Source organism: Sanguibacter gelidistatuariae (genome assembly GCF_900096585.1).
GTDB classification, from domain to species: domain Bacteria; phylum Actinomycetota; class Actinomycetes; order Actinomycetales; family Cellulomonadaceae; genus Sanguibacter; species Sanguibacter gelidistatuariae.
In genome coordinates, this window is record NZ_FMYH01000008.1 from 97,636 (window position 1) to 120,673 (window position 23,038).

Annotated in this window: 22 protein-coding genes, 1 tRNA gene and 1 pseudogene; 8 read left to right on the plus strand and 16 right to left on the minus strand. The window is 70.7% G+C overall.

Annotation, left to right across the window (positions count from 1 at the left end):
• Positions 1-71 precede the first annotated feature (71 nt).
• The 6 genes from BLQ50_RS15825 to argS form a co-directional block, all read right to left on the minus strand.
• Positions 72-1,064 carry a hypothetical protein gene (locus tag BLQ50_RS15825; protein WP_139185853.1) on the minus strand — a complete coding sequence of 331 codons (993 nt, stop codon included), beginning with the start codon at positions 1,062-1,064 and terminating at the stop codon, positions 72-74.
• Entirely contained in the window at positions 1,051-1,950 is a 900-nt protein-coding gene (locus BLQ50_RS15830) for a heme ABC transporter ATP-binding protein (RefSeq protein ID WP_093185758.1), read from the minus strand. Before BLQ50_RS15830 ends, BLQ50_RS15825 begins: the two co-directional genes overlap by 14 nt.
• On the minus strand, positions 1,941-3,062 hold the full coding sequence (locus tag BLQ50_RS15835) for a FecCD family ABC transporter permease (RefSeq protein ID WP_093185761.1): 1,122 nt from the start codon (positions 3,060-3,062) through the stop codon (positions 1,941-1,943). Before BLQ50_RS15835 ends, BLQ50_RS15830 begins: the two co-directional genes overlap by 10 nt.
• Positions 3,059-4,219, minus strand: a complete 1,161-nt coding sequence (locus tag BLQ50_RS15840) for a heme/hemin ABC transporter substrate-binding protein (RefSeq protein ID WP_093185763.1) — start codon at positions 4,217-4,219, stop codon at positions 3,059-3,061. The genes BLQ50_RS15835 and BLQ50_RS15840 overlap by 4 nt, the downstream gene beginning before the upstream one ends.
• A gap of 171 nt (positions 4,220-4,390) precedes the next feature.
• The gene (lysA, locus tag BLQ50_RS15845; protein ID WP_093185939.1) at positions 4,391-5,704 is read right to left on the minus strand and encodes a diaminopimelate decarboxylase; all 1,314 of its coding nucleotides are present in this window, start codon (positions 5,702-5,704) and stop codon (positions 4,391-4,393) included.
• Between the two features lie 71 nt (positions 5,705-5,775).
• On the minus strand, positions 5,776-7,470 hold the full coding sequence (gene argS / locus BLQ50_RS15850) for an arginine--tRNA ligase (RefSeq protein ID WP_093185767.1): 1,695 nt from the start codon (positions 7,468-7,470) through the stop codon (positions 5,776-5,778).
• Between the two features lie 207 nt (positions 7,471-7,677).
• On the opposite strand from argS, the gene BLQ50_RS15855 reads away from it, so the two are divergent.
• The 4 genes and pseudogenes from BLQ50_RS15855 (at position 7,678) to BLQ50_RS15865 (ending at position 9,224) form a co-directional block, all read left to right on the plus strand.
• Positions 7,678-8,343, plus strand: a complete 666-nt coding sequence (locus tag BLQ50_RS15855; protein ID WP_093185770.1) for a FadR/GntR family transcriptional regulator — start codon at positions 7,678-7,680, stop codon at positions 8,341-8,343.
• Between the two features lie 235 nt (positions 8,344-8,578).
• Positions 8,579-8,654 (plus strand) — tRNA-Arg (locus BLQ50_RS15860).
• A 78-nt stretch (positions 8,655-8,732) separates the two neighbouring features.
• Positions 8,733-8,852 (plus strand): annotated as a pseudogene (locus BLQ50_RS19350) (hypothetical protein); the annotation flags it as partial.
• Positions 8,853-8,867: 15 nt separating this feature from the next.
• Positions 8,868-9,224: a DUF6434 domain-containing protein gene (locus BLQ50_RS15865; protein ID WP_217629191.1), complete on the plus strand. Its 357-nt coding sequence runs from the start codon at positions 8,868-8,870 to the stop codon at positions 9,222-9,224.
• A 424-nt stretch (positions 9,225-9,648) separates the two neighbouring features.
• Here the strand turns inward: BLQ50_RS15865 and BLQ50_RS19225 are convergent, their stop codons facing one another.
• The 3 genes from BLQ50_RS19225 to BLQ50_RS15875 all read right to left on the minus strand — a co-directional run bounded on the left by BLQ50_RS19225 (position 9,649) and on the right by BLQ50_RS15875 (position 11,016).
• Positions 9,649-9,777, minus strand: coding sequence for a hypothetical protein (locus BLQ50_RS19225; protein WP_281181332.1), 129 nt, complete (start codon positions 9,775-9,777; stop codon positions 9,649-9,651).
• On the minus strand, positions 9,774-10,670 hold the full coding sequence (locus BLQ50_RS15870) for an AAC(3) family N-acetyltransferase (protein WP_093185772.1): 897 nt from the start codon (positions 10,668-10,670) through the stop codon (positions 9,774-9,776). Before BLQ50_RS15870 ends, BLQ50_RS19225 begins: the two co-directional genes overlap by 4 nt.
• A gap of 136 nt (positions 10,671-10,806) precedes the next feature.
• Positions 10,807-11,016, minus strand: coding sequence for a hypothetical protein (locus BLQ50_RS15875; RefSeq protein ID WP_093185775.1), 210 nt, complete (start codon positions 11,014-11,016; stop codon positions 10,807-10,809).
• Positions 11,017-11,156: 140 nt separating this feature from the next.
• Here BLQ50_RS15875 and BLQ50_RS18710 point away from each other — a divergent pair, with 140 nt between their 5' ends.
• Positions 11,157-11,606, plus strand: coding sequence for a hypothetical protein (locus BLQ50_RS18710; protein ID WP_093185778.1), 450 nt, complete (start codon positions 11,157-11,159; stop codon positions 11,604-11,606).
• Positions 11,607-11,611: 5 nt separating this feature from the next.
• On the opposite strand, the gene BLQ50_RS15885 is transcribed toward BLQ50_RS18710, so the two are convergent.
• The 4 genes from BLQ50_RS15885 to BLQ50_RS15900 are packed head-to-tail and all read right to left on the minus strand — an operon-like array spanning position 11,612 to position 14,108.
• Positions 11,612-12,493, minus strand: coding sequence for a DNA-3-methyladenine glycosylase family protein (locus BLQ50_RS15885; protein ID WP_093185780.1), 882 nt, complete (start codon positions 12,491-12,493; stop codon positions 11,612-11,614).
• Complete coding sequence (locus tag BLQ50_RS15890) at positions 12,490-13,101, minus strand: methylated-DNA--[protein]-cysteine S-methyltransferase (RefSeq protein ID WP_175559157.1); 612 nt, start codon at positions 13,099-13,101, stop codon at positions 12,490-12,492. The genes BLQ50_RS15885 and BLQ50_RS15890 overlap by 4 nt, the downstream gene beginning before the upstream one ends.
• On the minus strand, positions 13,094-13,585 hold the full coding sequence (locus tag BLQ50_RS15895) for an RNA polymerase sigma factor (protein WP_093185783.1): 492 nt from the start codon (positions 13,583-13,585) through the stop codon (positions 13,094-13,096). Before BLQ50_RS15895 ends, BLQ50_RS15890 begins: the two co-directional genes overlap by 8 nt.
• Positions 13,586-13,601: 16 nt before the next feature.
• On the minus strand, positions 13,602-14,108 hold the full coding sequence (locus tag BLQ50_RS15900) for a methylated-DNA--[protein]-cysteine S-methyltransferase (RefSeq protein ID WP_093185785.1): 507 nt from the start codon (positions 14,106-14,108) through the stop codon (positions 13,602-13,604).
• Between the two features lie 319 nt (positions 14,109-14,427).
• On the opposite strand from BLQ50_RS15900, the gene adhE reads away from it, so the two are divergent.
• Positions 14,428-17,217 carry a bifunctional acetaldehyde-CoA/alcohol dehydrogenase gene (gene adhE / locus BLQ50_RS15905; protein ID WP_245701322.1) on the plus strand — a complete coding sequence of 930 codons (2,790 nt, stop codon included), beginning with the start codon at positions 14,428-14,430 and terminating at the stop codon, positions 17,215-17,217.
• Between the two features lie 215 nt (positions 17,218-17,432).
• On the opposite strand, the gene BLQ50_RS15910 is transcribed toward adhE, so the two are convergent.
• From BLQ50_RS15910 to BLQ50_RS15920, 3 genes are all read right to left on the minus strand, one after another.
• Positions 17,433-18,113 (minus strand): M15 family metallopeptidase, encoded by a 681-nt coding sequence (locus tag BLQ50_RS15910; RefSeq protein WP_245701313.1) that lies wholly within the window; start codon positions 18,111-18,113, stop codon positions 17,433-17,435.
• A gap of 409 nt (positions 18,114-18,522) precedes the next feature.
• Positions 18,523-19,563: a hemolysin family protein gene (locus BLQ50_RS15915; RefSeq protein WP_093185788.1), complete on the minus strand. Its 1,041-nt coding sequence runs from the start codon at positions 19,561-19,563 to the stop codon at positions 18,523-18,525.
• The gene (locus BLQ50_RS15920) at positions 19,560-20,909 is read right to left on the minus strand and encodes a hemolysin family protein (protein WP_093185791.1); all 1,350 of its coding nucleotides are present in this window, start codon (positions 20,907-20,909) and stop codon (positions 19,560-19,562) included. The genes BLQ50_RS15915 and BLQ50_RS15920 overlap by 4 nt, the downstream gene beginning before the upstream one ends.
• Before the next feature lie 202 nt (positions 20,910-21,111).
• Here BLQ50_RS15920 and BLQ50_RS15925 point away from each other — a divergent pair, with 202 nt between their 5' ends.
• Positions 21,112-21,852 (plus strand): response regulator transcription factor, encoded by a 741-nt coding sequence (locus BLQ50_RS15925; RefSeq protein WP_093185949.1) that lies wholly within the window; start codon positions 21,112-21,114, stop codon positions 21,850-21,852.
• A 20-nt stretch (positions 21,853-21,872) separates the two neighbouring features.
• Positions 21,873-23,015, plus strand: a complete 1,143-nt coding sequence (locus BLQ50_RS15930; RefSeq protein ID WP_093185794.1) for a HAMP domain-containing sensor histidine kinase — start codon at positions 21,873-21,875, stop codon at positions 23,013-23,015.
• The last annotated feature ends 23 nt before the right edge of the window (positions 23,016-23,038 follow it).

Below are 23,038 nucleotides of genomic sequence, written 5' to 3' on the forward strand. Positions count from 1 at the left end.
TACGCGGTAGTTGTGCCCACGCGGGTCGCACGTTCATGCCCGCGCGGGCAGGCAGCCGTGCCCGACGCCGGTCAGCGGCTCGCGTCGTCGTCCGTCGGGAAGTCGGTGGTCGGGAGATCGGCTGCCGGAGAATCTGTGGTCGGCTCGGCGCCGACCTCGGGCTCCGCCTGCGCCGCGCGATTCGCGCGGGCCCGGCGCACGCCGAGGTAGATCAGGACGGCGATCGTCAGGAACCCGCCGACCATCGACAGGATGAACGTCCGCCGGGCGGAGGCGTCATCGTCGGGGTCGACCGGCTCGGCCGAGATGGCGGTGATCGTCTCGGTTGAGTCGTCAGCCTCGGCAGTCACCGACGCAGTCGCCTCGGGTGCCCCCTCGGTCGTGGGATCCACCGAGTCCTCCGGCGCCGCCTCGACCGGGGCTGGCTCGGCCGCGGCGTCGGCGAAGGTCACCGGGGCGAACGTCTCGTTGTTGGCGTTCTTGACCCCGTGCGCGCCGACCGTGATGAACCCGCACTGGACCTGGGCGCAGTCGACCGGGGCCGCGTTGCCGTCTCGGTCCATCGCCTCGAACGACGCGGCGGGGATGGTCAGATCGGTCGCCCAGGAGCCGTCTGCTGCGATGACCCCACCGTTGGCGGCGGACTCGGTGCTTGAGCCCGGAAAGGCCACGTACCGCTGGAAGCCAGCGTTCCCGGCGCCCTCGACGTCGGGGGCATAGAGGTAGTCGAGACCGGTCGCCCCACCCTCGCTCGGGCGCCACGTGCCACTCGCGGCGTCGTCGACCCAGCCGAAGGTCACGTAGATCCCGCCGGTCCCGCCCTGAACCGACTGGAAGCCCGAACCCGCCAGGTGCACCACAGATCCCGCGACGACGTCGGTCACGGTCGCGCCGGAGTCGTCGGTGATGCTCACCTGGGACTCGGCGGCGGCCGGTCCGGCCAGCGCCAGGGACGCGCCGGCCAGCACAAGACCTGCCAGCACTCCGGTGACGGCGCGCACGGGGCGCGCGGCCGCAGCGGAGGGACGGGTACGGTCACGACGAGCAGGGTCACGCAGTGGCACGGGTGGTTCCTCCAAGCAGGGCGGACCGGTCGAGCGAGCTCGCCGGGGTGGTGGGCGCGGCCGTGCCGCGCACCGGAAGGATGATGAGGTCGCCGGTCACCGGGTGGTCGAACACCTCGATGGGGTGGCGGTAGACCTCGCTGAGCAGCGCGCTCGTGAAGATCTCCCGGGGCGCCCCGTGCCCGCGCAGCCGCCCCGCCTCGAGCACCGCGACCTCGTCCGCGTAGGCCGCGGCGAGGGACAAGTCGTGCAGCACGACGACGACGGCGTCCCCGGCCGCGGCCTGCGTCCTGGCCCGGGCGAGGACCGCCTCCTGGTGGCGGATGTCGAGGGCCGCAGTGGGTTCGTCGAGCATGAGCACCCGGGTCTGCTGCGCAAGCACGCGGGCGAAGGAGGCGCGCCCCTTCTCCCCGCCCGAGAGCGTCGGGAAGAACCGGGTCGCGAGGTGCGTGACGTCGGCGATCTCGAGGGACTGCGCGACGACGAGGTCGTCGTCGTCGGCCTCGGGGCGCCCCCGCCACGGCGCGCGGCCCATCGCAACGACCTCGGTCACTGTGAAGGGGAAGGCGAGCCGCTGCTCCTGCAGCAGGACCGCGCGGCGCCGGGCCAGCTCTGCCAGCTTGAGCGAGTGCAAGTTCTCACCGTGCAGCAGCACGGTCCCGGCGACCGGTTCGATGTCACCGGCGAGCACGGACAGCAGCGTCGACTTTCCCGCACCGTTCGGGCCGACCAGTGCGAGCACCTGGCCCGCGTGCAGCTCGAAGTCGATGTCGGTCACGATGGGTGTGCCGTCGAAAACCACGCTCACCCCGCGCGCCTGGAGCACGGGAGCGGGTGGGGAGGTCTGGGCGGCGGCGGCCAGCGCGGCGTCGGGCATCATGCCCATCCTCCTGAGGTGCGGCGGGTGCGGCGGATGAGCCAGAAGAAGAAGGGCCCGCCGACGAGGGCGGTGAGCATGCCGATCGGCAGGTCGGCGTAGGGCACGGCGGTCCGGGCGACGAGGTCGGCCGCGAGCAGCAGGACCGCGCCGCCGAGCGCGCTGGCCGGCAGCAGGACCCGGTGCCCGGGGCCGACGAGCATCCGGATCAGGTGCGGGACGACCAGTCCGACGAAGGCGATGATGCCGCAGAAGGCGACGGCCGCGGCGGTGAGCAGGGCCACCAGGACGACGCTGACGATGCGCAGCCGCTCGACGTCGACCCCGAGGTGGCGGGCCGACCGTTCGCCGAGGGAGAGCAGGTCGAGGCGCCGGGAGAGCACAAACACCCCGACGAGGCCGATCACCACGAGCGGGGCGACGACGCCGACGTACTGCCAGCGGGTGCCGTTGAGGCTGCCCAGCTGCCAGAAGACGATCTGCTCCCGGGACTGGGAGTCGCCGAGAAAGGTGAGGAACGCGATCCCGGCGCCGCACACGGCGTTGACCGCGACGCCCGTGAGCACGAGGGTGACTACCTCGGTCCGTCCCGCGGACCGGGACATGAAGTACACGAGCAGGGTTGTCAGCAGGCCCCCGACGAAGGCGAAGGCGGCCACGGTCCAGGAGCCGAGGAAGCTCCAGCCGAACACGATGACCAGGCAGGCGGCCACGGCCGCGCCCGAGGAGACGCCGACGACGCCCGGGTCTGCCAGGGGGTTGCCGAACACTCCCTGCATGAGGGCCCCGGCCGAGGCGAGGGCCGCGCCCACGAGGATGGCGAGGGTGACCCGCGGGAAGCGGATGGTCCACAGCGCGGCGTCGCCGTTGGGGTGGGTGGGCATCGGGCCGACGTCCAGGCCGACGCGGTGCAGGATCGAGCCGAGCACCTCCGAGGCCGGGATGTGCAGCTGGCCGATCCCGGCGGAGACGACGGCCAGGACGACGAGCGCAACGGCCAGGACCGTGAAGAGCAGCCCGACCCGGACCGTGCGGCGCGGGTCCGGCGTGGACGGCTCGGGCTGCGTGGGCTGCTTCGCCGTCGCGGCGCGGTCGGCCTTCGCGAGGGCCGCGCCGGTCATGACGGGTCCTGGGGCGCGTGGTTCTGGGGCGCATAGAGCGCGACGGCGAGGGCGTCGAGCACGCCAGCTGTCCCTGGCCCGAAGCTGAGGATCTCTGAGTCGTCCATGTCGACGATCCGTCGCCTCTCCCCCGCGGGGGTCTGGGCGAGCGCCGGGATGGACTCGAGCAGGCCGTCTACCCCGCCTGCGGAGTCGAGGCCGTCGGACATGACAAGCACGACGTCGGGCTGAGCCGAGATGAGGCCCTCGTCGCTGACCGGGCGCATTCCGCTCCAACCGATCTCGGTGGCCACGTCGATGCCGCCGAGGGCCTTGACGAGGGAGTCCGCCCCGGAGTCGGTTCCGAACATGTAGTAGACGCCGGCCTGGCCGCGGACGTAGAGGAAGACGATCCGGAGCTTGTCGGCCGCAGCCACGGGGGCGACGGCGGCGATCTGCGCGACCTTGGCGTCGATCTGGGTCGTCACCCGCTCGGCCAGCGCCGCGCCCTCGGCCGGCAGCCCGACCGCGGTCGCGACCTCGTTGATGAGGGAACCGGTGTTGGCGAGGGACCGTTCGGAGTCGACGACGACTACCGCGATCCCGGCGTCGCGCATCTGCAGCACGACGTCCCACGGGCCCAGGCTGGTGTCGGTGATGATGAGGGTCGGAGCCAGCGCGAGGATCGCCTCGGCGTTGAGGTCGTGTCCGCTCTGGGTGACCAGCGGCAGCCCGGCGACCTCGGGGAAGGACGACGACGCGTCCCGGCCCACGAGGTTGGCGCCCAGGCCCAGCTCGTAGACGATGCGGGTCGTGGAGCCGTAGACGTCGAGGGCGAGGATCCGGCTCGTGTCGGTCACGGTGACCTCGGTGCCCTGCATGTCGGTCAGCGTGACCGGGAGCGTGGGGTGGGGCGGGGTCGCCGGCGTGGAGATGGTCGCGTCGGTCAGCAGCGCGGTCGACCCACCGACGAGGGCCTTCGGGTCGGTGACCGGCGTGACGTCTGCCAGCTGCGGGCCGCCGTCGGGCGCCTTCTCGGGTCCGGTGGATCCGGTCGCGCCCTGGCATGCGGTGAGCGCGAGGGTGAGAGCGAGCGCGGCGGCCAGCGCGCGGGCCGCGCGCAGCGCGGTGCCTGCCGGACGGAGCCCGCCGGGCGCGCGACGCCATTCGCCTGTCATCTCGCCGACTCCATCCAGATGTACGCGCAGCGCTGCGACGAGCACCGCTGGGAGTGGATACCGCCTCTGAGGAGGAGGTTTGGCTATCCTAACCTAGGCCCTTGGTCCCGGGGAAGCTGGTGATCGAGATCACCTCCCCCGCGCGCCGCGCTCCCGCCGCGGCGATCTGGGTCAGCCGAGGTCGAGCGCGAGCAGGTCGTCCTCGGTCTCCCGGCGCACGATGACCCGCGCACGACCGCCCGAGACTGCCACGACCGGCGGCCGCAGCACGTGGTTGTAGTTGCTCGCCATGGACCGCCCGTAGGCGCCCGTGGCGGGGACCGCGAGCAGGTCGCCGGGTGCGATGTCGGCCGGCAGTGCGATGTCGGAGATGACGATGTCCCCGCTCTCGCAGTGCTTGCCGACCACCCGAGCGCGCATGGTCTGCGCCGAGCCCGTGCGGTTGGCCAGCCGCGCCGTGTACCGCGCGTCGTAGAGGGCGGGGCGGATGTTGTCGCTCATCCCGCCGTCGACCGAGACGTACACCCGCACCGATCCGTCCTCGAGGGTCACGGGCTTGACCACACCGACCGTGTACAGCGTCACGGTCGTGGAACCGACGATCGAGCGCCCCGGCTCGATCGAGATCCGCGGGACCGTGGTGCCCAGCTCCGTGCACACCTGCCCGACGACGCCGGCCAGGTCGAGCGCGAGCGACGGCACGTCGATCGGGATCTCCTCCGGCGTGTAGGCGATGCCGTAGCCACCGCCGAGGTCAAGCTCGGGCATGAGGTAGCCGGTCGTCGAGCGCAGGTCTTCACGCAGGCCGAGCATCTTGCGGGCGTTGATCTCGAAGGCGTGGGCGTCCTGGATCTGGGAGCCGATGTGCGTGTGCGCCCCGAGCAGCTCGAGCTCAGGGTGGCCCAGGACCGCGGCGAGCGCGGCCAATGCCTGCCCGCCGGCGAGGGAGACGCCGAACTTCTGGTCCTCGTGCGCGGTCGAGATGAACTCGTGACCGCCCGCGTGGATACCCGTGGTCACCCGGACCATGACCGGAACCGGGTCAGCGCCCGTGCGCCCGGCCGCGCGGGCCGCCGCAGCGACCCGGTCGATCTCGGCAAAGGAGTCGACGACGATCCGACCCACCCGCGCCTCGAGCGCCCGGGAGATCTCGGAGTCGGACTTGTTGTTGCCGTGCAGGCCGATCTCGGCCCCCGGCACGCCGGCGCGCAGCGCGACTGCGAGCTCTCCGCCCGTGCAGGTGTCGACCCGCAGGCCCTCCTCGCGGGCCCACCGGGCGACCGCGACCGACAGGAAGGACTTGCCGGCGTAGTAGACGTCGACGCTCGCCCCCAGCGGGGCGAAGGCCGCGGTGAAGGAGTCGATGAACACCCGCGCGCGGGCCCGGAAGTGCTCCTCGTCCAGGATGTACGACGGCGTCCCGAACTCCGCCACCAGGGCTGCGGCGTCGATTCCGGCCAGGGCGAGTGCGCCGTCGTCGGACATGGTCGCGTTGAGCGGCCAGACGTGACCCTCGAGCGGTGCGGGCTGCTGGGTCGAGCCGGCCGGGGCCGCGCTCACATCCGCTCCGGTGCGCTCACGCCCAGCAGGTCGAGGCCGTTGGCGAGGACCTGGCGGGTGGCGTCGTTGAGCCACAACCGGGTGCGGTGGACGTCGCTGACCTCTTCGTCGCCGATCGGGGTGACCCGGCACTCGGCGTACCACTTGTGGTAGTCGCCGGCGAGGGCCTCGAGGTAGCGCGCCACCCGGTGCGGCTCGCGCAGCTCGGCGGCCTGGGCGATGACCCGCGGGAACTCCGTGAGCGAGCCGAGCAGCCCGGACTCGGTGTCCGCCACGAGCAGGGACGGGTCGAAGGCATCGGAGCCGTCGGGCGCCGTGCGGGAGACGCCGTGGTCGGCCGCATTGCGCGCGACGTTGGCGGTGCGGGCGTGGGCGTACTGCACGTAGAACACGGGGTTCTCGTTGGTCGCCCGGGACAGCAGGTCGAGGTCGATGTCCAGGCTCGAGTCGGTCGAAGACCGCACGAGGGAGTATCGGGCGGCGTCGACGCCGACGGCCTCGACGAGGTCCTCGAGGGTCACCACGGTGCCGGCCCGCTTGGACATGCGCAGCGGCTTGCCGTCCTTGAGCAGGTTGACCATCTGGCCGATGAGGATCTGCAGGTTCTCCCCCGGCACGTCGCCGAAGGCCGCGCACACGGCCATGAGCCGGGCCACGTAGCCGTGGTGGTCGGCGCCGAGCATCAGGATGACGTCGGTCGCCCCGCGCTCCCGCTTGTCGAGGTAGTAGGCGATGTCACCGGCGATGTAGGCAGCCTCGCCGTCGGACTTGATGATGACGCGGTCCTTGTCGTCACCGAAGTCGGTCGTGCGCAGCCACGTGGCGCCGTCCTTCTCAAAGACGTGCCCGCCCTCGCGCAGCCGGGCCACGGCGCGGTCGACAGCCCCGGACTCGTGCAGGGAGTCCTCGTGGAAGTACACATCGAAGTCCACGCCGAAGCCGTGCAGCGCGGCCTTGATCTCGGTGAACATCTGCGCGACACCGATGGACCGGAAGACTTCCTGGGCCTCGTCGTCGGGCAGGGTGAGCGGGTCCGGACCGCCGGCCGCGGCGACCTCGGCGAGCACGGCGTCGGCGATGTCCTGGATGTACTGGCCGCCGTAGCCGTCCTCGGGGGCTTCCTGGCCCTTGGCGCGGGCCAGCAGCGACCGCGCGAAGCGGTCGATCTGCGCGCCGTGGTCGTTGAAGTAGTACTCGCGGGTCACCTCGGCGCCGGCGGCCTGCAGGATCCGGGCGAGGGAGTCGCCGACCGCGGCCCAGCGGACGCCACCGATGTGGATGGGGCCGGTCGGGTTGGCCGAGACGAACTCGAGGTTGACCTTGTGACCGGCCTCGGCGTCGCCCCGGCCGTACGCGGGCCCCTGCGTGAGGATGGTGCGCGCGAGCTCGCCCGCCGTGGCGGCGTCGAGCGTGATGTTGAGGAAGCCGGGTCCGGCGACGTCGACGCTCTTGACGCCGGGGGTCGAGCCCAGACGGGAGGCAAGGTCCTCGGCGAGGGCGCGCGGGGAGGTGCCGGCCTTCTTCGCGAGCTGCAGGGCGACATTCGTCGCCCAGTCACCGTGCTCGCGCTGGCGGGGTCGCTCGACGAGGATCTGCTCGGGCAGGGCCTCCAGGTCGAGGGCCAGCGTACCGTCGGCGATAGCGGCGGCGAGGGCAGCGCGGAGTGCGGCGGAGAGCTCGTTAGGGGTCACCGGGCAATCCTACCGAAGCCAGCCCGTCGCCTCCCCCACCACAGCCGTCACGCATCTGCCCGTGCACCTGCCGACTACCGGCCCTGCATCGACCTGCGTATTTACCCGGGCAGAACGGCCGATAGACGGGCGTTCAATGGGTAGAGTGCGGCGTGTGACCTGGGCAGCGATGGGGCTGACGGGCGATGGTGGTGGGAGAGTCATCGGATGAGCGACAGATCAGGTCTGATCGACCGGGCAGTGGACCAGCTGCGCAAGCACATCATCTCCGGCGACTGGCCGGTGGGCTCCAAGATCCCCACCGAGCCCGCACTCACCGAGCTGCTCGGCGTCGGACGCAACACCGTCCGGGAGGCCGTGCAGTCCCTCGTGCACGCCGGGCTGCTCGCGCGCCGGCAGGGCTCGGGCACGTATGTGCTCTCCGACTCCGAGCTCACGGTCGTCATGGGCCGCCAGATCGCCGACGCCAACCACCAGCACGTGCTCGAGGTGCGACGCAGCCTCGAGGTCGAGGCCGCCAGGCTCGCTGCCCGACGCCGCACCGACGAGGACATCGCCGCGTTGCGTGGGCTCAACACGGCACGTCAGGCGGCCTTCGCCGGCGGCGACATCGACGAGATCGTCGCGGCCGACCTCGCCCTACACCGCGCGATCGCGGCTACGGCGCGCAACCCCGTGCTGCTGTCCCTGTACGAGAACCTCATCGATGCGATCGGGGCGAACATCCGCACGAACGTGATCGGCCTTGTGCACACCCAGTCCGAGGACGACCACGACTCCCTCGTCGAGTCCATCGCCCTGGGCGACTCGTACCTGGCCATGGAGGAGATCACGTCCTACCTCGACGCCTACATCGACGATCCACTCGCCTGACCCCATCCGGGGCAGCTCGGATCCGCGATCCACTCCTTTACGCCAGGAGCAGCCCGGCTCCACGGAACCCGATCCGCTGAGTGCGGCCGAACGGCTGCCCAAACCGGACACCAGGCAACCATTCGGCCGCACCCAGCGAGGGGTGGGACGGACGGAGGCGAGGGATGGCGGCTGGGGCTGGTAATGTGCTCAATGCCTGATCGGTGAGCGCCTGCGCACACCAGATCTGGTCCCCGCCCTCGTAGCTCAGGGGATAGAGCGTCTGCCTCCGGAGCAGAAGGTCGTTGGTTCGATTCCAATCGAGGGCACCATCGAGGCTCGGACTCCTATGGGGTCCGAGCCTGTGTCGTTCCACGCCCCACCTCCCGCCACCGTCGATCTCCACCCCCGTGAGGCTCGCACCGTGTCAGACGACGTTCCTCCGGTCCCACGCCTTGCCCTCCTCCGGAGGCAAAGTCGAGCTGACGCACCGGGTCTCAGCATTCCTGGACGGCCGACCACTGCCACCTGCCGCGCCGAGGAAGGTGTCCGGCAAGCAGCTCACCGGGCTGCTCTCCGAGCACACCGTCATCCCGCCGGGTCAACGCTCCAGCCAGGTGCTGCGCGCCTGGTTCAGCGACCGGTTGGGTCCGACCTTCCACTTCGACTCCCACATGCGTGACTTCATCGCGGCCGCCGACGGATCCACGACGCTCGCCGACGCGCTCGACCTGTGGCGGAGCACGCGCGACGCCGCGCCCAAGGACATCGACCCCCAGTTCGAGCTCAACCGCTTCACGCGGGACTGGCACAGCAAGAACCCAGGCGGCACGCGCGCGGACATGCTCACGGCCTGGACGAGGCACCGGTCACTGCCGACGGACCGGCGGGACCGGATCTAGGCCGGGGCCTCGAGGGCTCGTCGCAGCCCGACGTCGCAGCCCGACACAGGTCGGCCTGTCCTCGACACAGGTGGTCACCACGACGGCCCGGAGCGGCACCGCCCGCCGCCTAGGGTTGAGGTACGCCTTGCCTCACAGTGCCCCACGAGGTGCCCGCGCTCGGCGCGCGGGCCACCGCGATCATCGAGGTCCCGACGCTCGAGGACCGGCAGGAGCTCGCGACCGAGGGCGACGTCACGGTCGAGTGGCTCGTCGGATCGGGCAACGGCCTCGGGCCGAGCGCGCTGCCAGAGGCGGCCGCGAGCCGGCGCATCCGCACCCACCTGCGCCGGGAGATGGGTCTCGCGCGGGACCCACCACGCCATCGGGTACTGGAACGAGTCCCTCACAGGAAACCGGTCTGCAGAGGTCGAGTAGGCGCGGGTCAGGACTCCGCCGCGAAGGCCGGCTGCGTCGCCCCGGTCGGTGGGGCGCTGGGCCACACGAGCGGGTCGGCAGCGGCCGCAGCGGCGACCTTGAGCGTGGGTACCTTCCCCCATCCCAGCTCGCTCAATCCCCTACGCCAGTCCTGTTCGCCCCACTCATCCTGGCCTGCTCGGCGATGAAGAACCGCGGATCAGCGCGGAGCACGTCGAGGGCGAGCGTCACAAGGAGCCCGGCCGACATGAGGCGAGCGTCCGCCGCGCCGACGGCGCGGCGTGTCTGCAGTCCGCGCTGGTCCAGGAGCGGCTCGATCGCGCTGAAGCGTCGGGGTGTGCCCCAGCTGTGGACCCAGTAGTCCCGCGTCTCGGTCCGGTCGAAGAATCGGACGACTCCGGGCACCGGTTCCGGGTGCAGGTGGTAGGACACTCCTGCAAGTTCCTCGACGTGGTGCAGCGTGGTGTTGGACTCGTGGTCACACCCGAGGAGGAGGACGACACCGTCGGGGTCGGCGGCCAGCTTCGCGTATGGGGACCCGGTCCCGCAGGGGGTGATGCACTGCTCGTGGTCCGAGGTGAGCCGGGCCGCCGCCGCTCCGATGGCTGCCACCGAGTGCGTTGGATGAGCCGATCGGATCGCCTCGGGCCGACGGCGTGCAGCCTCCGCCACGGCGCCTGTCCAGCACGGTGTCTGCGCGAGGTCGAAGTCGAGCGCCACTCCCTCCCCGTCGGCTTCCGTTCCGGTCAGGGTGGGAACAAGAACTGTTCCCGAAGGACCGACGACCTGGAGGAGTGCGTCCACCACTGTCTGCGCGCCTCCTGCGACCCGTCCGAGCGCGGACAGGGACGAGTGCACCAGGACGTGATGTCCAGCGCGAAGCCCCAGTCCGGTCAATCCCGAGACGATAGCGTCGAGGCTGATGGGGACAGTGCTGCGGTTCACAGCGGTGGCCTGGCAGCCGGTGTTCCGTCGCCGCGGCGAGCGTTCTTCATTGACGCAAATCCTCCGTGACGGGTGTGAGTTCACGTCATCGTCTACCCCGCATCTCGTTCGGTCAACTCCCGCACTGCGGCGCGCCTGGTTCGGGACCGGTGGGGATGACGTTCCGGCTCGAGACTCACATGGGTGCGTTCATCGCCGCTGCCTGGGCACGGCGCAGAGATCACGCGGCGCGCGGCCAGACAAGCAGCACGGGGCACAGCGCATGATCGACGACAAACCGCGTGGACCGGCCGGCAAACACGTCGTCGTCGAGCACATGGAGCAAGATCAGCTCACCGCCCGGGGATGTCGCAACTGCCGGGATGTAGTGCCGGGAGGCATCGACGGCCGCCTCCCATGCTCCTGCGGTCAACCAGATCAGGACCTTCATCTGATGCCTCCTCACGGCCGTGCCGCGAGAGTGCCACAGGCCCGGTGGTGCGGCATGTCGAGAGCGGCCGGAAGGGTGCCTGAGCTGTCCGGACGCGGCGCCGTGCGAAGCGGGGCTTCTCACCTCGGTACCCTACGAGCATGGCCACCCTCACTGAGATCTTCACTGCCCCTCGTGCGACGGCGCTCGCCCGCGCCCGCGCCGCTGAAGATGGCGCAACCCCCGCGCCCCTCACCGACCTCCTCGCAACGACCGAGATCACCGACTTCGAGATTGAGGTCCTCGGTGAGCTCATCGCCCGCGCCGTGCACGCCGAGGGCATCAACTGCGAACCCGACCTCGTCGACATCGACCTCCCGGACCTCTTCGAGATTCCCGCCGACCTCGTCGCCGCCTGCGTCGAGCTCTCCGTGCACGACGCCGACCCGGCCGAGAGCGCCGACCTCGCCGACATCGCTGCCGGGTGGGCGACGGCGGAAGACATGGAGCTCGACCCCGCCCTCACGCCGGCGCTCGTCCGCCGGATCGTCGAGCTTGCCGTCCTCGCCCACGGACGTGGAGACGGCCTCTTCCTCTGGACGTCGGTCTAGCCACGTCAGCCGTAGACGGCCTGCGTCCACAGGTGCGTCACGGCGCAGGCGCGCCACGGTGCCCAGCCACCGCTGAGTGCGGCCGCAGCCCGCCCGGTGGTCACCCCGAGGGCTCGCTTGAGCACGAGGTCGTCGGCGGGGTAGGCGTCACGGTCCCCCAGCACGCGCAGCGCCAGGTAGTCCGCGGTCCACGGGCCGATCCCGGGCACCACGAGCAAGGCTGCCCGCACCTGCACGCCCGTGTCGCTGTCCTGCCCGAGCTGCACAGCGCCGTCGGCCACGGCGCGCGCCAGGCTCACCACGGTGGCCGCGCGTGCCCGGGTGAGACCTACGAGCGCGCGCAGCTCCTCGGCGTCGATCGAGGCGAGGACCTCAGGACCGGGGAAGGCACGCATGCCGGCCGGTGCAGGAACGCCGAGCCCGGCCACAAGCCGTCCGCCGAAGGTCCGCGCCGCCGCGAGGGAGACCTGCTGGCCGAGCACCGTCATCACAGCGGTCTCGAAACCGTCCGTGGAGCCGAGCACCCGTAGTCCGGGCCGGGCCCGAACGAGTGGCCGGAGCAGCGCGGAGGCACCCAGGTGCACGTCCGCCGCGACGACGTCCCGGTCGAGGTCGAGCCATCGACGCACGAGCGCCACGAGGTCCTCGTCGACGACGACCGGACCGCCGGTCCCCGTCGCGCTCAGGGTCAGTTCACCGGGCTGCCCCCACTCGACCGTGACGACGAGGTCGCCCCCGCGCACGACCCGGGAGTGCCACCGACCGGCCACGTCGCACTCCTCGACTCCGGGCACGGCGTGCGCGTTGATGGTCCGCAGCAGCGGATCAAGGGTCATCGGCAGGGCGTACCCGAGCTGCACCGCGTAGCCAGGCTGCACGGCGTTCATCCCTGCTCGAGGGCGAGCAGCCACCGCTTGGCCGCCTCTCCCCCGCGGTACTGCCCCAGGCTGCCGTCCGAGCGCACCACCCGGTGGCACGGCATGACGAGCGGCAACGGGTTGCGCGCGCACGCCGTGCCGACCGCCCGGGTCGCCCGCGGGCTCCCGGCAAGCTCGGCGACGGCCGCGTAGCTCGCGGTGCTCCCGTAGGCGATGTCGGGCAGGTGCGCGACGACGTCCCGCCGGAAGCCCGATGTCAGGGCGAGGTCGAGGGGCAGGTCGAAGTCGCGGCGCCGGCCGGCGAAGTACTCCTCGAGCTCGCTCGCCGCGGCGTCGAGGCGGGCGGGTGCGCGCAGCACCCGAGAGCCGAGCTGGCGCCCGAGCTCGTCCAGGACGAAGTCGAAGCCCTCGCTCTCGAAGGCGACGCGGACGAGGCCTTCCTCGGTCGCGGCGAGCAGCAGTCCCCCGATGGGTGAGTCGATCGTGCGGTAGGCGACATCGAGCAGCCCGTCGGCGGCCGCCGCGAGCGCGAGGCGTGAGCGCAGGCGGTCGAGCGCCGCGTCGTCGGGGGCCAGGAGCGAGGCGAAGAGAGACTCTCCGATCGGTGAATCAGCCACGATGTGCCTCCCATAGGTCAGAGTCGGCCGCAGCGTAGATGCGCCGCAGCCGGGCGAGCCCGTCGGCCGCGGCTCGCCGGGCCGCCGCGGCCGTCCCGCCGACGATCTCGGCGACCTCCGCATAGGGCAGCCCGCCGAGCACGTGATAGGCGATGACCTCGCGTTGGCGAGGCGTCAGCTCTGCGAGCGCCGTCTGGAGCTCCGCGTCGGGTTCTGGGTCGCGGATGCCCCGGTCTGGAACCGTCTCGACTGGCAGCGCGCGGCGGGCGCCGGCGCGCAGGGCGTCGATCCCCTTGCGTTTGGCGATCGTCACGAGCCAGGCCTCGACGTTGGCGCCGTCGGGCAGGTCGGGATAGGCGCGCAGGGCCGCAAGAAAGGTCTCCGACCACACGTCCTCGGCGTCGGACCAGCCCACGACGGCCCGGCAGACCCGCAGGATCGCAGGTCCGTGCCGGGTGACGAGGTCGTCGAAAGGCGCTCGCATCAGAACAGCACCCGCTTCAAAACAGCGGGGTGGCGCGGGCTCGGGCCGGGTCTTCGAGGGCGAGCAGGAGCTCCTTGCGCTCGAGACCGCCCGCATACCCGGTGAGCGCACCGTCCGCCCCGATCACCCGGTGGCAGGGCACGACGATCGAGATGGGATTGCGGCCGTTGGCCGCACCGACCGCGCGCACCACCCGGGGGTCACCGAGCTCGACGGCAAGCTGGCCGTAGGTGCGGGTCTGCCCGTAGGGGATCTCGGCGAGGGCGCGCCAGACCCTGGTCTGGAACGGGGTGCCGCTCGCGGCCGTCGCGACCGTGAACTCCGTGCGTGCCCGGGCAAAGTACTCGGCGAGCTCCTCACGGAGCTGGTCGAAGGCGGCGTCGGACAACGTGCCTGCGACGGGCTCGCCGAAGGACGCGGGCAGGTGCGCGGCGCGCTGCATGTACAGCCCGCTCAGGACCGCCGCGGTCGCGACCGCGGTGAGCGGGCCGAGCGGTGAGTCGATCACCGTGTACGTCTTCATGACTGCCTTCTCGGGCTTGGTCTGGTCGGGAATGGGTGGGGAACGGGCGGGGAACGGGCGGGGAACGGGCGGGGAACGGGCGGGGCCGCCGGGGTCAGCGCCCGCCCATTCTTCCAGTCACTGGGTAGACGCCGCAGGACACCCGGATGTGAGGTGGACACCCGACCTGATCCGCGCGGCGCCGACACGACCGCACAAACCACCCGAACACCCCAGAGAAAACATGGGACCTTTGACGCATGGCCCGCGCCAAGTGTCCGGATAGCGTTGTGATCAACACAACAGATCCCCACCGCAGGCAGCCCCAGAAGAGGACATGATGACTCTCACCGACGCCCCGACCACCGGCACCGTCGCCCAAGAGATCGACACGCTCGTCACCGCCGGCAACGTCGCTCTCAAGGAGTACGCGAGCTTCACGCAGGAGCAGATCGACCACATCGTCAAGAAGGCGTCGGTCGCCGCCCTCAACCAGCACGGCGAGCTGGCCCTGCACGCGGTCAAGGAGACCGGCCGTGGGGTCTTCGAGGACAAGGCAGTGAAGAACATCTTCGCGTGCGAGCACGTGACGAACTCCATGCTCAAGCTCAAGACCGTCGGGATCATCAGCCGCGACGAGCTGACCGGCATCACCGAGATCGCCGAGCCGGTCGGCGTCATCTGCGGCGTCACCCCGGTGACCAACCCGACGTCGACCGCGATCTTCAAGTCCCTCATCGCGCTGAAGACCCGCAACCCGATCGTCTTCGGCTTCCACCCCTCGGCCCAGCAGTCCTCGGTCGCCGCCGCCCGCGTCGTGCGCGACGCCGCCGTGGCTGCCGGTGCCCCCAAGGACTGCATCCAGTGGGTCGAGCACCCCTCCCTCGAGGCCACCAACCTGCTCATGAACCACCCGGGTATCGCCCTCATCCTGGCCACCGGTGGCAACGCCATGGTCCGCGCGGCGTACTCCTGCGGCAAGCCCGCCCTCGGCGTCGGCGCCGGCAACGTGCCCGCCTTCATCGAGCGCTCAGCCAAGCTCAAGCGGGCCGTGAACGACGTCGTGCTCTCCAAGGCCTTCGACAACGGCATGATCTGCGCCTCGGAGCAGGCCGTCATCCTCGACGCCCCGATCTACGACGAGGCCATGGCCGAGTTCGCGATCCTGCACGCCTACCGCACCACCCCGGCCGAAAAGGCCCTGCTCGAAGAGTTCATCTTCGGGGTCCAGGCCAACGGCACCAACTGCGGCGACGCCAAGCTCAACGCCACGGTCGTGGGCCAGTCCCCCGCGTGGATCGCCGCCCAGGCGGGCTTCACCGTCCCCGAGGACACGTCGATCATCCTCGCCGAGGTCTCCGGCGTCGGACCGCACGAGCCACTGACCCGCGAGAAGCTGTGCCCCGTGCTCGCGGTGCTGCGCGCGGAGAACGCCGAGGAGGGCATCTCGCTCTCCGAGCAGATGGTCGAGTTCGACGGACTGGGCCACTCAGGCTCGATCCACAGCGAGAACCAGGCCCTCATCGAGGAGTTCGGCTCACGCGTCAAGGCCGTCCGCATCATCACGAACGCCCCCAGCTCGCTCGGTGGCATCGGCGACATCTACAACGCCTTCATCCCCTCGCTGACCCTCGGCTGCGGCTCCTACGGACACAACTCCGTCTCGAACAACGTCTCGGCAGTCAACCTCGTCAACATCAAGCGCATCGGCCGGAGGAACAACAACTTGCAGTGGTTCAAGGTTCCCGCCAAGACGTACTTCGAGCCGAACGCGATCCGCTACCTGGCCGACATGCGCGGCATCAGCCGGGTCACGATCGTCACCGACGCCACCATGACCCGCCTCGGCTTCGTCGACAAGATCCTCGACGTGCTCAACCGTCGCGGCGAGCGCGTCGCCCTGCAGATCATCGACGACATCCTGCCCGAACCCACGGTCGACTCGGTCCAGGCCGGCGCCGAGCTCATGCGGGCCTTCAACCCGGACACGATCATCGCCCTCGGCGGTGGCTCGCCGATGGACGCCGCGAAGGTCATGTGGCTGCTCTACGAGCACCCCGAGATCGAGTTCGCGGACATGAAGGAGAAGTTCTTCGACGTCCGCAAGCGTGCCTTCAAGTTCCCCGACCTCGGCGAGAAGGCCAAGCTCGTCTGCATCCCGACCACCTCGGGCACCGGCTCGGAGATGACGCCGTTCGCGGTCATCACCGACCCGGTCACCGGCAAGAAGTACCCGCTCGCCGACTACGCGCTGACCCCGACCGTCGCGATCGTCGACCCGGCGCTGACCGCCATGATGCCCGGCTTCCTCGCCGCGGACTCCGGCTTCGACGCCCTGACCCACGCGACCGAGGCCTACGTCTCGGTGTACGCGAACGACTTCACCGACGGCCTGTGCCTGCACGCGATCAAGCTCGTCTTCGAGAACATCGAGAAGTCGGTCGTGGGCGGCCCGGGCAGCACGGACAACGAGGTCGTCAAGGCCCGCGAGAAGATGCACAACGCCGCCACGATCGCCGGTATGGCCTTCGGCAACGCGTTCCTGGGCATCGTGCACGCCATGGCGCACGTGACCGGTTCGGCCTTCCACCTGATCCACGGCCGCACCAACGCCACGTACCTGCCGCACGTCATCCGCTACAACGGCACCGTGCCGACCAAGCTCACGAGCTGGCCCAAGTACGAGCACTACGTCGCTCCCGAGCGTTTCCAGGAGATCGCCAAGCACCTGGGCCTCGCGGCCTCGACCCCCCAGGAGGGTGTGGAGTCCTACGCCCGGGCCGTGGAGGAGCTGCGCGACAAGGTCGGCATCCCCCGCTCCTTCCAGGCGCAGGGCGTGAGCGAGGAGGACTTCATCGCAAGCCTCGACTCGCTGGCCATGGCCGCCTACGAGGACCAGTGCGCACCGGCCAACCCGCGCATGCCGATGCTCGACGACATGAAGACGATCATGGAGGCCGCGTACTACGGCACCTCCTACGGTGAGGTCCGGACCGGCCGCGCCGCGGTCGTCGAGGCAGCGATCGAGACCGGCGCCGAGCCGGCCGCCGACCTCGCCGCTCCAGCTCCCGTGCCCGACGACGCGGCCTCGGCTCCCGCGAAGAAGGCGCCGCGCAGGTCGGGCAAGTAGGCCCCCGCCGGCGGCGGAAAGACGCCGCCGGCCAACCGCCGCGTTCAGCCCCGACCGGGCCACCCGGTCGGGGCTGGCTGCGTGCCCAGAGCCCGTCTCAGTTCCGGCCCACCCACACTTGCGCACGGGGACCTCGGACGGACAGACAGATGTGGCCCCGCACCTGATGGTGCGGGGCCACATCTCAGTTCAGCTGTACTTCTGTGCTGGCTGCGTCAGCCGTGGGCTTCGACACCCTCGGTGAACTCCCAGTGCCAGGGTTCGGTCGCGCCCGATCCGCCGGGACGCGCCCAGGCGGGGTTGTCCCAGCCGAAGAGCGGGGCGTTGGTCCGCAGCCACTTGGTCTTCACGGCCGACTGGTAGGTCTCGGGCCGCAGGTCCACGGCCAGTCCCCAGCCGTGCTCGGACTTGCCCGGGGTCGCCGCGATGGCGCCCTTGGTGCTCTTGAGCGAGTACTGCGAGGACAGCGTGCGGTAGCCGTCAGTGATGCCCATGTTCACGCCGAAGGTCTGGACGTAGGACTCGTTGAGGGCCGCGAGGGCCACTGCTGCGTCGGCGCGGACGTAGGTGCCACTGCCCCACAGCTCGCACAGGCTGTCTTTGGACAGATTGCCGTTCGTCCCCTGGGACACGGCCGAGCTGTCACAGCCCGGGAGCGGTGAACGCTCCTCGCTCCGGCTGGCGGCCAGCACGGTTCGCTCCTCGGCCGAGACTGCTTGGGCCAGGCTGGCCGGTGGGGCTTCCTCGGCGCCGGCAGCGCCGACGATCGAGAGGGTGCTGGGGCCGACCGGCGCAGTGGCCGGTTCGACAGCCTCGGCCGCGATGTCGGAGGACCCGGAGGTCCCCGTTCCGGCGGTCAGCGGGATGGCGATGGTCGCCACTGCGAGGCTGGTCAAGATCGCTGCCCGAGGGATCCAGCGGTGCCCGGGGGCGACCGCTGCTCGGGATGATGCTGCGTTGGTCCGTCGCGTCCGGTTCGGACGTCGGGATTCCCGCTCGGCTGCTTCGCGAAGAGCCCTACGGGAGAGGGGAGCGTCACCTGATGTCAGGTCGGAATGCTGCTCCACTTCACCTCCATGATGCTCTGGCGAGCCCGGGCCGTACGCCCGGGCAGACGAAGCGGTCTCGTTTCATCTCGTGCCCTGTCTATCGACAGCAGGCTCGGGAAACAAGACCGCAAGTACTATCACGAAATAGTAACGAAGGATCGCTGACATTCCAAGCCCCTGGCCCCCTTCCGAGGCCAAGATCCTGTGCGCCCCTCGTGGACCCCCTGCGAACCCCCAGATCAGCCCGTCAGAACTGCTATCGGGCCTCACGCTGCATGGCATCACGGACCTCGCCGACGAGCTCTTCGAGGATATCCTCAAGAAACACCACGCCCAGCACGCTCGTCCCGTCCCACACCCGGGCGAGGTGCGCCCCGGACCGCTGCATGGCCTGCAGGACGGCCTCGACCTCGTCGCCCGGTGATGCCTCGGCGAGGGCACGGATACGCCACACCTGAAGCGGGGTGTCCCGTTGCTCCTCGCTCGCGAAGAGGACGTCCTTGAGGTGCAGGTACCCGAGCAGGTCGGCGTCGGCGTCGGCGACCGGGAACCGGCTGAAGCCGGTCTTGGCGACCAGGCCCTCGACGTCGTCGGCCGTGCAGCCTACGGCGAGCGTGACCAGATCGGCGACCGGGACCATGACGTCGACCGCCATCCGCTCCGAGAACTGGATCGCACCGGCCAGCAGCCCCTGGGAGTCGTCGAGGGAGCCCTGTGCCCGCGAGTGCTCGAGGATCGACTGGACCTCCTCGGCCGTGAACGCCGACGCGACCTCGTCCTTGGGCTCGACGCCGGCCAGCCGGACCGCATGGTTGGCCAGCCAGTTGAGCGCGACGATGATCGGCCGCACCGCGCGGCCGATGTAGACCAGGGGCGGGCCGAACCACATGACGGCCTTGTCCGGGCCTGAGACCGAGAGGTTCTTGGGCACCATCTCACCGAAGACGACGTGCAGATAGACGACGATCGCCAGGGCCACCACGAAGGCGATCGGGTGGATCAGCGCGCCGGGCACCCCGAGCGAGGCGAGCGGGGGCGCGATGAGGTGCGCGAGCGCAGGCTCGGCGATCACCCCGAGCGTCACCGAGCAGAGCGTCACCCCGAGCTGGGCGCAGGCAAGCATGAGCGAAAGGTGCTCCATCGCCCACAGCACGGTCGTGGCGCGCTTGTTGCCCCCGAGCGCGAGCGGTTCGATCGCGCTGCGGCGCGCGGAGATGATGGCAAACTCCGCCCCGACGAAGAAGGCGTTCCCGGCCAGCAGCGCGACGCCGATCACGAGGGCAAGACCCGGGCTCATGACTCCCCCTTCGTCCGTAGGCGCAGGCGCTCCACGCGCCGCCCGTCCATGGCCTCGACCGTCGCGGTCACCGGACTCGCGTCAAGGTCTGAGTCGACCCGAACCGTGTCCCCGACCACCGGGATCCGGCCCAGGCGGGCCATCACGAGTCCGCCGAGCGTCTCGTAGTCAGGTTCCTCGGGAAGCCTCATACCGGTCCGTTCCTCGAGCTCGTCCGGGCGCAGCAGCCCCGGGACGACCCAGGACCCGTCGGTCGCCCGCAGCGCTCCCACGCGTCGGGGATCATGCTCGTCGGCGACGTCACCGACCAGCTCTTCGACGACGTCCTCGAAGGTCACCACCCCGGAGGTGCCACCGTACTCGTCGACGACCACGGCCATCTGCAGGCCGAAGGACCGTAGCTCCACGAGCAGCGGACCGAGCCGCACGGTCTCGGGCACCCGGGGTGCCTCGTCCATGAGGGCGACCGCGGGCACCTGGTCGCGCCGTCCCCGCGGGACGGCGACCGCCTTGCGCAGGTGCACCAGCCCGACGATGTCGTCGCGGGAGTCGCCGATGACCGGGAACCGGGAGTGGCCCGTGCGCCGGGCGAGCTCGATCACCGCGCTGGCGGTGTCCTCCTGGGAGACGACGGCGACGCGCATCCGGTCGGTCATCACATCCCCGGCGGTCAGCTCGTCGAGCTCGACGGCGTTGGTCAGCAGTCGCGCCATCGAGGAGTCGAGGGTCCCGACCTGCGCGGAGCGCCGGACCAGAGCCGCGAGCTCGGAGGCCGACCGGGCGCCCGAGAGCTCCTCCTTGGGCTCGACGCCCACCCCCCGCAGGATCACGTTGGCCGATCCGTTGAGCGCTGCGATGAGCGGACGCAGCGCCCGGGTGAAGACCCGTTGCACCGGGACCACCAGGCGCGCGGTGCCCAGCGGGCGGCTGAGCGCGAAGTTCTTCGGGATGAGCTCGCCGAAGAGCATGGAGAAGAAGTTCACCACGACGACGCTGACGGCGACCGCGAGCACGCCGGCTGTCGTCGCGGTGATCACCGAGCCGCCACCGAGCGCTCCCTCGATGAGGGTCTTGATCGCCGGCTGAGCGGTGTAGCCCAGCAGGATCGTGGTGATCGTGATGCCCACCTGGGCCGAGGACAGCTCGGTGGACAGGTGCTTGAGCGCGTACCGCACGCTGCGGGTGCGGCGGTCCGCTCCCGCCTCGGAGGCGGGCGCGTCGGGCCCCTCGTCGTCGGCGCCGACGACCGCGGGGTCCAGCGTCACGAGGGCGAACTCGCTCGCGACGAACACCGCCGTGCCAAGGGTCAGGAGCACCCCGAGGCCGACCAGGAGCCACTCGGTCACCGCGCGTCACACCCCAGGTCGAGTGGCGGGTCGAGTGGCGGGGACCTATGTCGAGACGGGTCGTCGGCAGTCATCAGGTTGAGAATACATAGTCGACGCAGCGCCCGCGCATCCTGACTCTCACAGCATCCCCGCACAACAGACGCATCGTCACCCGCCGTTTCTGACGGCGAGAGGGACCTGGATGTGGGATTGTGTGAACATGTCAGCCATCGCATCTCGCCCCGACGGGGCCCCCTCAGTCGGCGCGACGATCCTCATCGTCGAGGACGAACCCGCCATCGCCACGGCGATCGCGCAGCGTCTGACTGCCGAAGGGTGGCGCACCGAGGTCGCCCGGGACGGACTCAGCGGCGTCGAGGCAGCCTCCAGGCTGCGGCCCTCCGCCGTCGTGCTCGACGTCATGCTGCCAGGGATCGACGGCCTCGAGGTGTGCCGGCGGATCCAGGCCGAGCGCCCCGTGCCGATCCTCATGCTCACCGCCCGCGACGACGAGACGGACATGCTCATCGGGCTCGGCGTCGGCGCCGACGACTACATGACCAAGCCCTTCTCCATGCGCGAGCTCGTCGCCCGGCTCAAGGCCCTGCTGCGCCGGGTGGACCGCGCCGCGCAGGCATCAGCCGCGCCGTCCAACGAGGCAGAGCCGCCGATGACCATCGGCGACGTCGTGATCGACCAGGCCCAGCGCCGGGTGCACCGGGCAGGCAAGGAGATCCACCTCACCCCGACCGAGTTCGAGCTGCTCGTCATGCTGGCCAGCTCCCCCAAGACGGTCCAGACCCGCGAGCGCCTGCTCGCCGAGGTCTGGGACTGGGCCGACGCGAGCGGCACCCGCACGGTGGACTCCCACATCAAGGCCCTGCGCCGCAAGCTCGGGGCGGACCTCATCCGAACCGTGCACGGCGTCGGCTACGCCTTCGAACCGCCGGTCGCCCCCTGATCCGCGAGGCGGCTCCCACCATGTCGACCCCACGGCGCCCCCGCCCCCTGCGCCCTCACCTGCCCGACGTCCGCCCGCTCGACCGCTTCAGCACCCTGAAGATCAAGATGGGGATCGTCGTGGTGGCCTCGGTCACCCTGGCGGCGTTCATCACGTGGTGGGGTCTGCGCAACTCCCTGGGTCCCACGCGCACCTTCCCGCTCGCGATCATCATCTCCATGGGGTTCACGATGCTGCTCGCCAAGGGCATGACGTCCCCGCTGCGGGAGATGACCGCGGCCGCGCGAGCGATGTCCGAGGGCGACTACAGCCGTCGGGTCCAGGCGACCAGCCGGGACGAGGTGGGTCAGCTCGCGACGGCGTTCAACATCATGGCCGAGGACCTGGAGTCCTCCGACCAGGTGCGCCGCGAGCTCATCGCCAACGTCTCCCACGAGCTGCGCACCCCGGTCGCGGCGCTGCACGCCCAGCTGGAGAACCTCGTTGACGGTGTCGTCGAGCCGACCCCCGCCACCATGCAGACGGCACTCACCCAGACCGAGCGGCTGACCCGGCTCATCACGTACCTGCTCGACCTGTCCCGGATCGAGGCCGGGGCGGCCGACCTCAACCTCACAAGGCTGGACGCGGCGGACTTCCTCGAGGACACCCTCGACTCGGTCTCGACCCTGGAAGCCGGCAAGCAGCTGACCTTCCAGGTCGACGTCGCCCCGGAGGGGCTGACCTTCGTCGCGGACCCGGAGCGGCTGCGCCAGATCCTGATCAACCTGCTCCAGAACGCGATCCGCCACTCCCCCTTCGCCGGGGAGGTGTCGATCCACGCCCGGGGCACCGGCGACTCGGTCGTCTTCGACGTGATCGACCAGGGTCCGGGGATCGCGGTCGCGGACCGGCAGCGGATCTTCGAGCGTTTCGCCCGCGGCGCGGGCAGCGCCCAGGTGGCGCTGACGTCGTCGGGCGGGACGGGGATCGGCCTCGCGATCGTGCGGTGGGCGGTCGACCTGCACGGCGGCACGGTCGAGGTGGCCGACACCCGCGACGGCGCGACGATGCGGGTCACCCTCCCCCAGACGGCCGCGGACTCCAGTGACGCCCTGGAGCCGGACGAGGCGGACTGGACAGACTCCGGCGCCGGCGACGCTGCGGGCGGCCCTCCGGCCTGATCGGCACCGTGCTCGCTCGTCCT

Excerpts from the sequence above, each read along its gene's own strand:
- BLQ50_RS15875 (WP_093185775.1), bottom strand. The coding sequence starts at position 11,016 with ATGAAGGTCCTGATCTGGTTGACCGCAGGAGCATGGGAGGCGGCCGTC.
- BLQ50_RS15885 (WP_093185780.1), bottom strand. The coding sequence starts at position 12,493 with ATGAACGCCGTGCAGCCTGGCTACGCGGTGCAGCTCGGGTACGCCCTG.
- adhE (WP_245701322.1), top strand. The coding sequence starts at position 14,428 with ATGACTCTCACCGACGCCCCGACCACCGGCACCGTCGCCCAAGAGATC.
- BLQ50_RS15855 (WP_093185770.1), top strand. The coding sequence starts at position 7,678 with ATGAGCGACAGATCAGGTCTGATCGACCGGGCAGTGGACCAGCTGCGC.
- BLQ50_RS15830 (WP_093185758.1), bottom strand. The coding sequence starts at position 1,950 with ATGGGCATGATGCCCGACGCCGCGCTGGCCGCCGCCGCCCAGACCTCC.
- BLQ50_RS15895 (WP_093185783.1), bottom strand. The coding sequence starts at position 13,585 with ATGCGAGCGCCTTTCGACGACCTCGTCACCCGGCACGGACCTGCGATC.
- BLQ50_RS15900 (WP_093185785.1), bottom strand. The coding sequence starts at position 14,108 with ATGAAGACGTACACGGTGATCGACTCACCGCTCGGCCCGCTCACCGCG.
- BLQ50_RS15930 (WP_093185794.1), top strand. The coding sequence starts at position 21,873 with ATGTCGACCCCACGGCGCCCCCGCCCCCTGCGCCCTCACCTGCCCGAC.
- BLQ50_RS15915 (WP_093185788.1), bottom strand. The coding sequence starts at position 19,563 with ATGAGCCCGGGTCTTGCCCTCGTGATCGGCGTCGCGCTGCTGGCCGGG.
- BLQ50_RS15840 (WP_093185763.1), bottom strand. The coding sequence starts at position 4,219 with ATGACAGGCGAATGGCGTCGCGCGCCCGGCGGGCTCCGTCCGGCAGGC.
- lysA (WP_093185939.1), bottom strand. The coding sequence starts at position 5,704 with ATGTCCGACGACGGCGCACTCGCCCTGGCCGGAATCGACGCCGCAGCC.
- BLQ50_RS15835 (WP_093185761.1), bottom strand. The coding sequence starts at position 3,062 with ATGACCGGCGCGGCCCTCGCGAAGGCCGACCGCGCCGCGACGGCGAAG.
- BLQ50_RS18710 (WP_093185778.1), top strand. The coding sequence starts at position 11,157 with ATGGCCACCCTCACTGAGATCTTCACTGCCCCTCGTGCGACGGCGCTC.
- BLQ50_RS15925 (WP_093185949.1), top strand. The coding sequence starts at position 21,112 with ATGTCAGCCATCGCATCTCGCCCCGACGGGGCCCCCTCAGTCGGCGCG.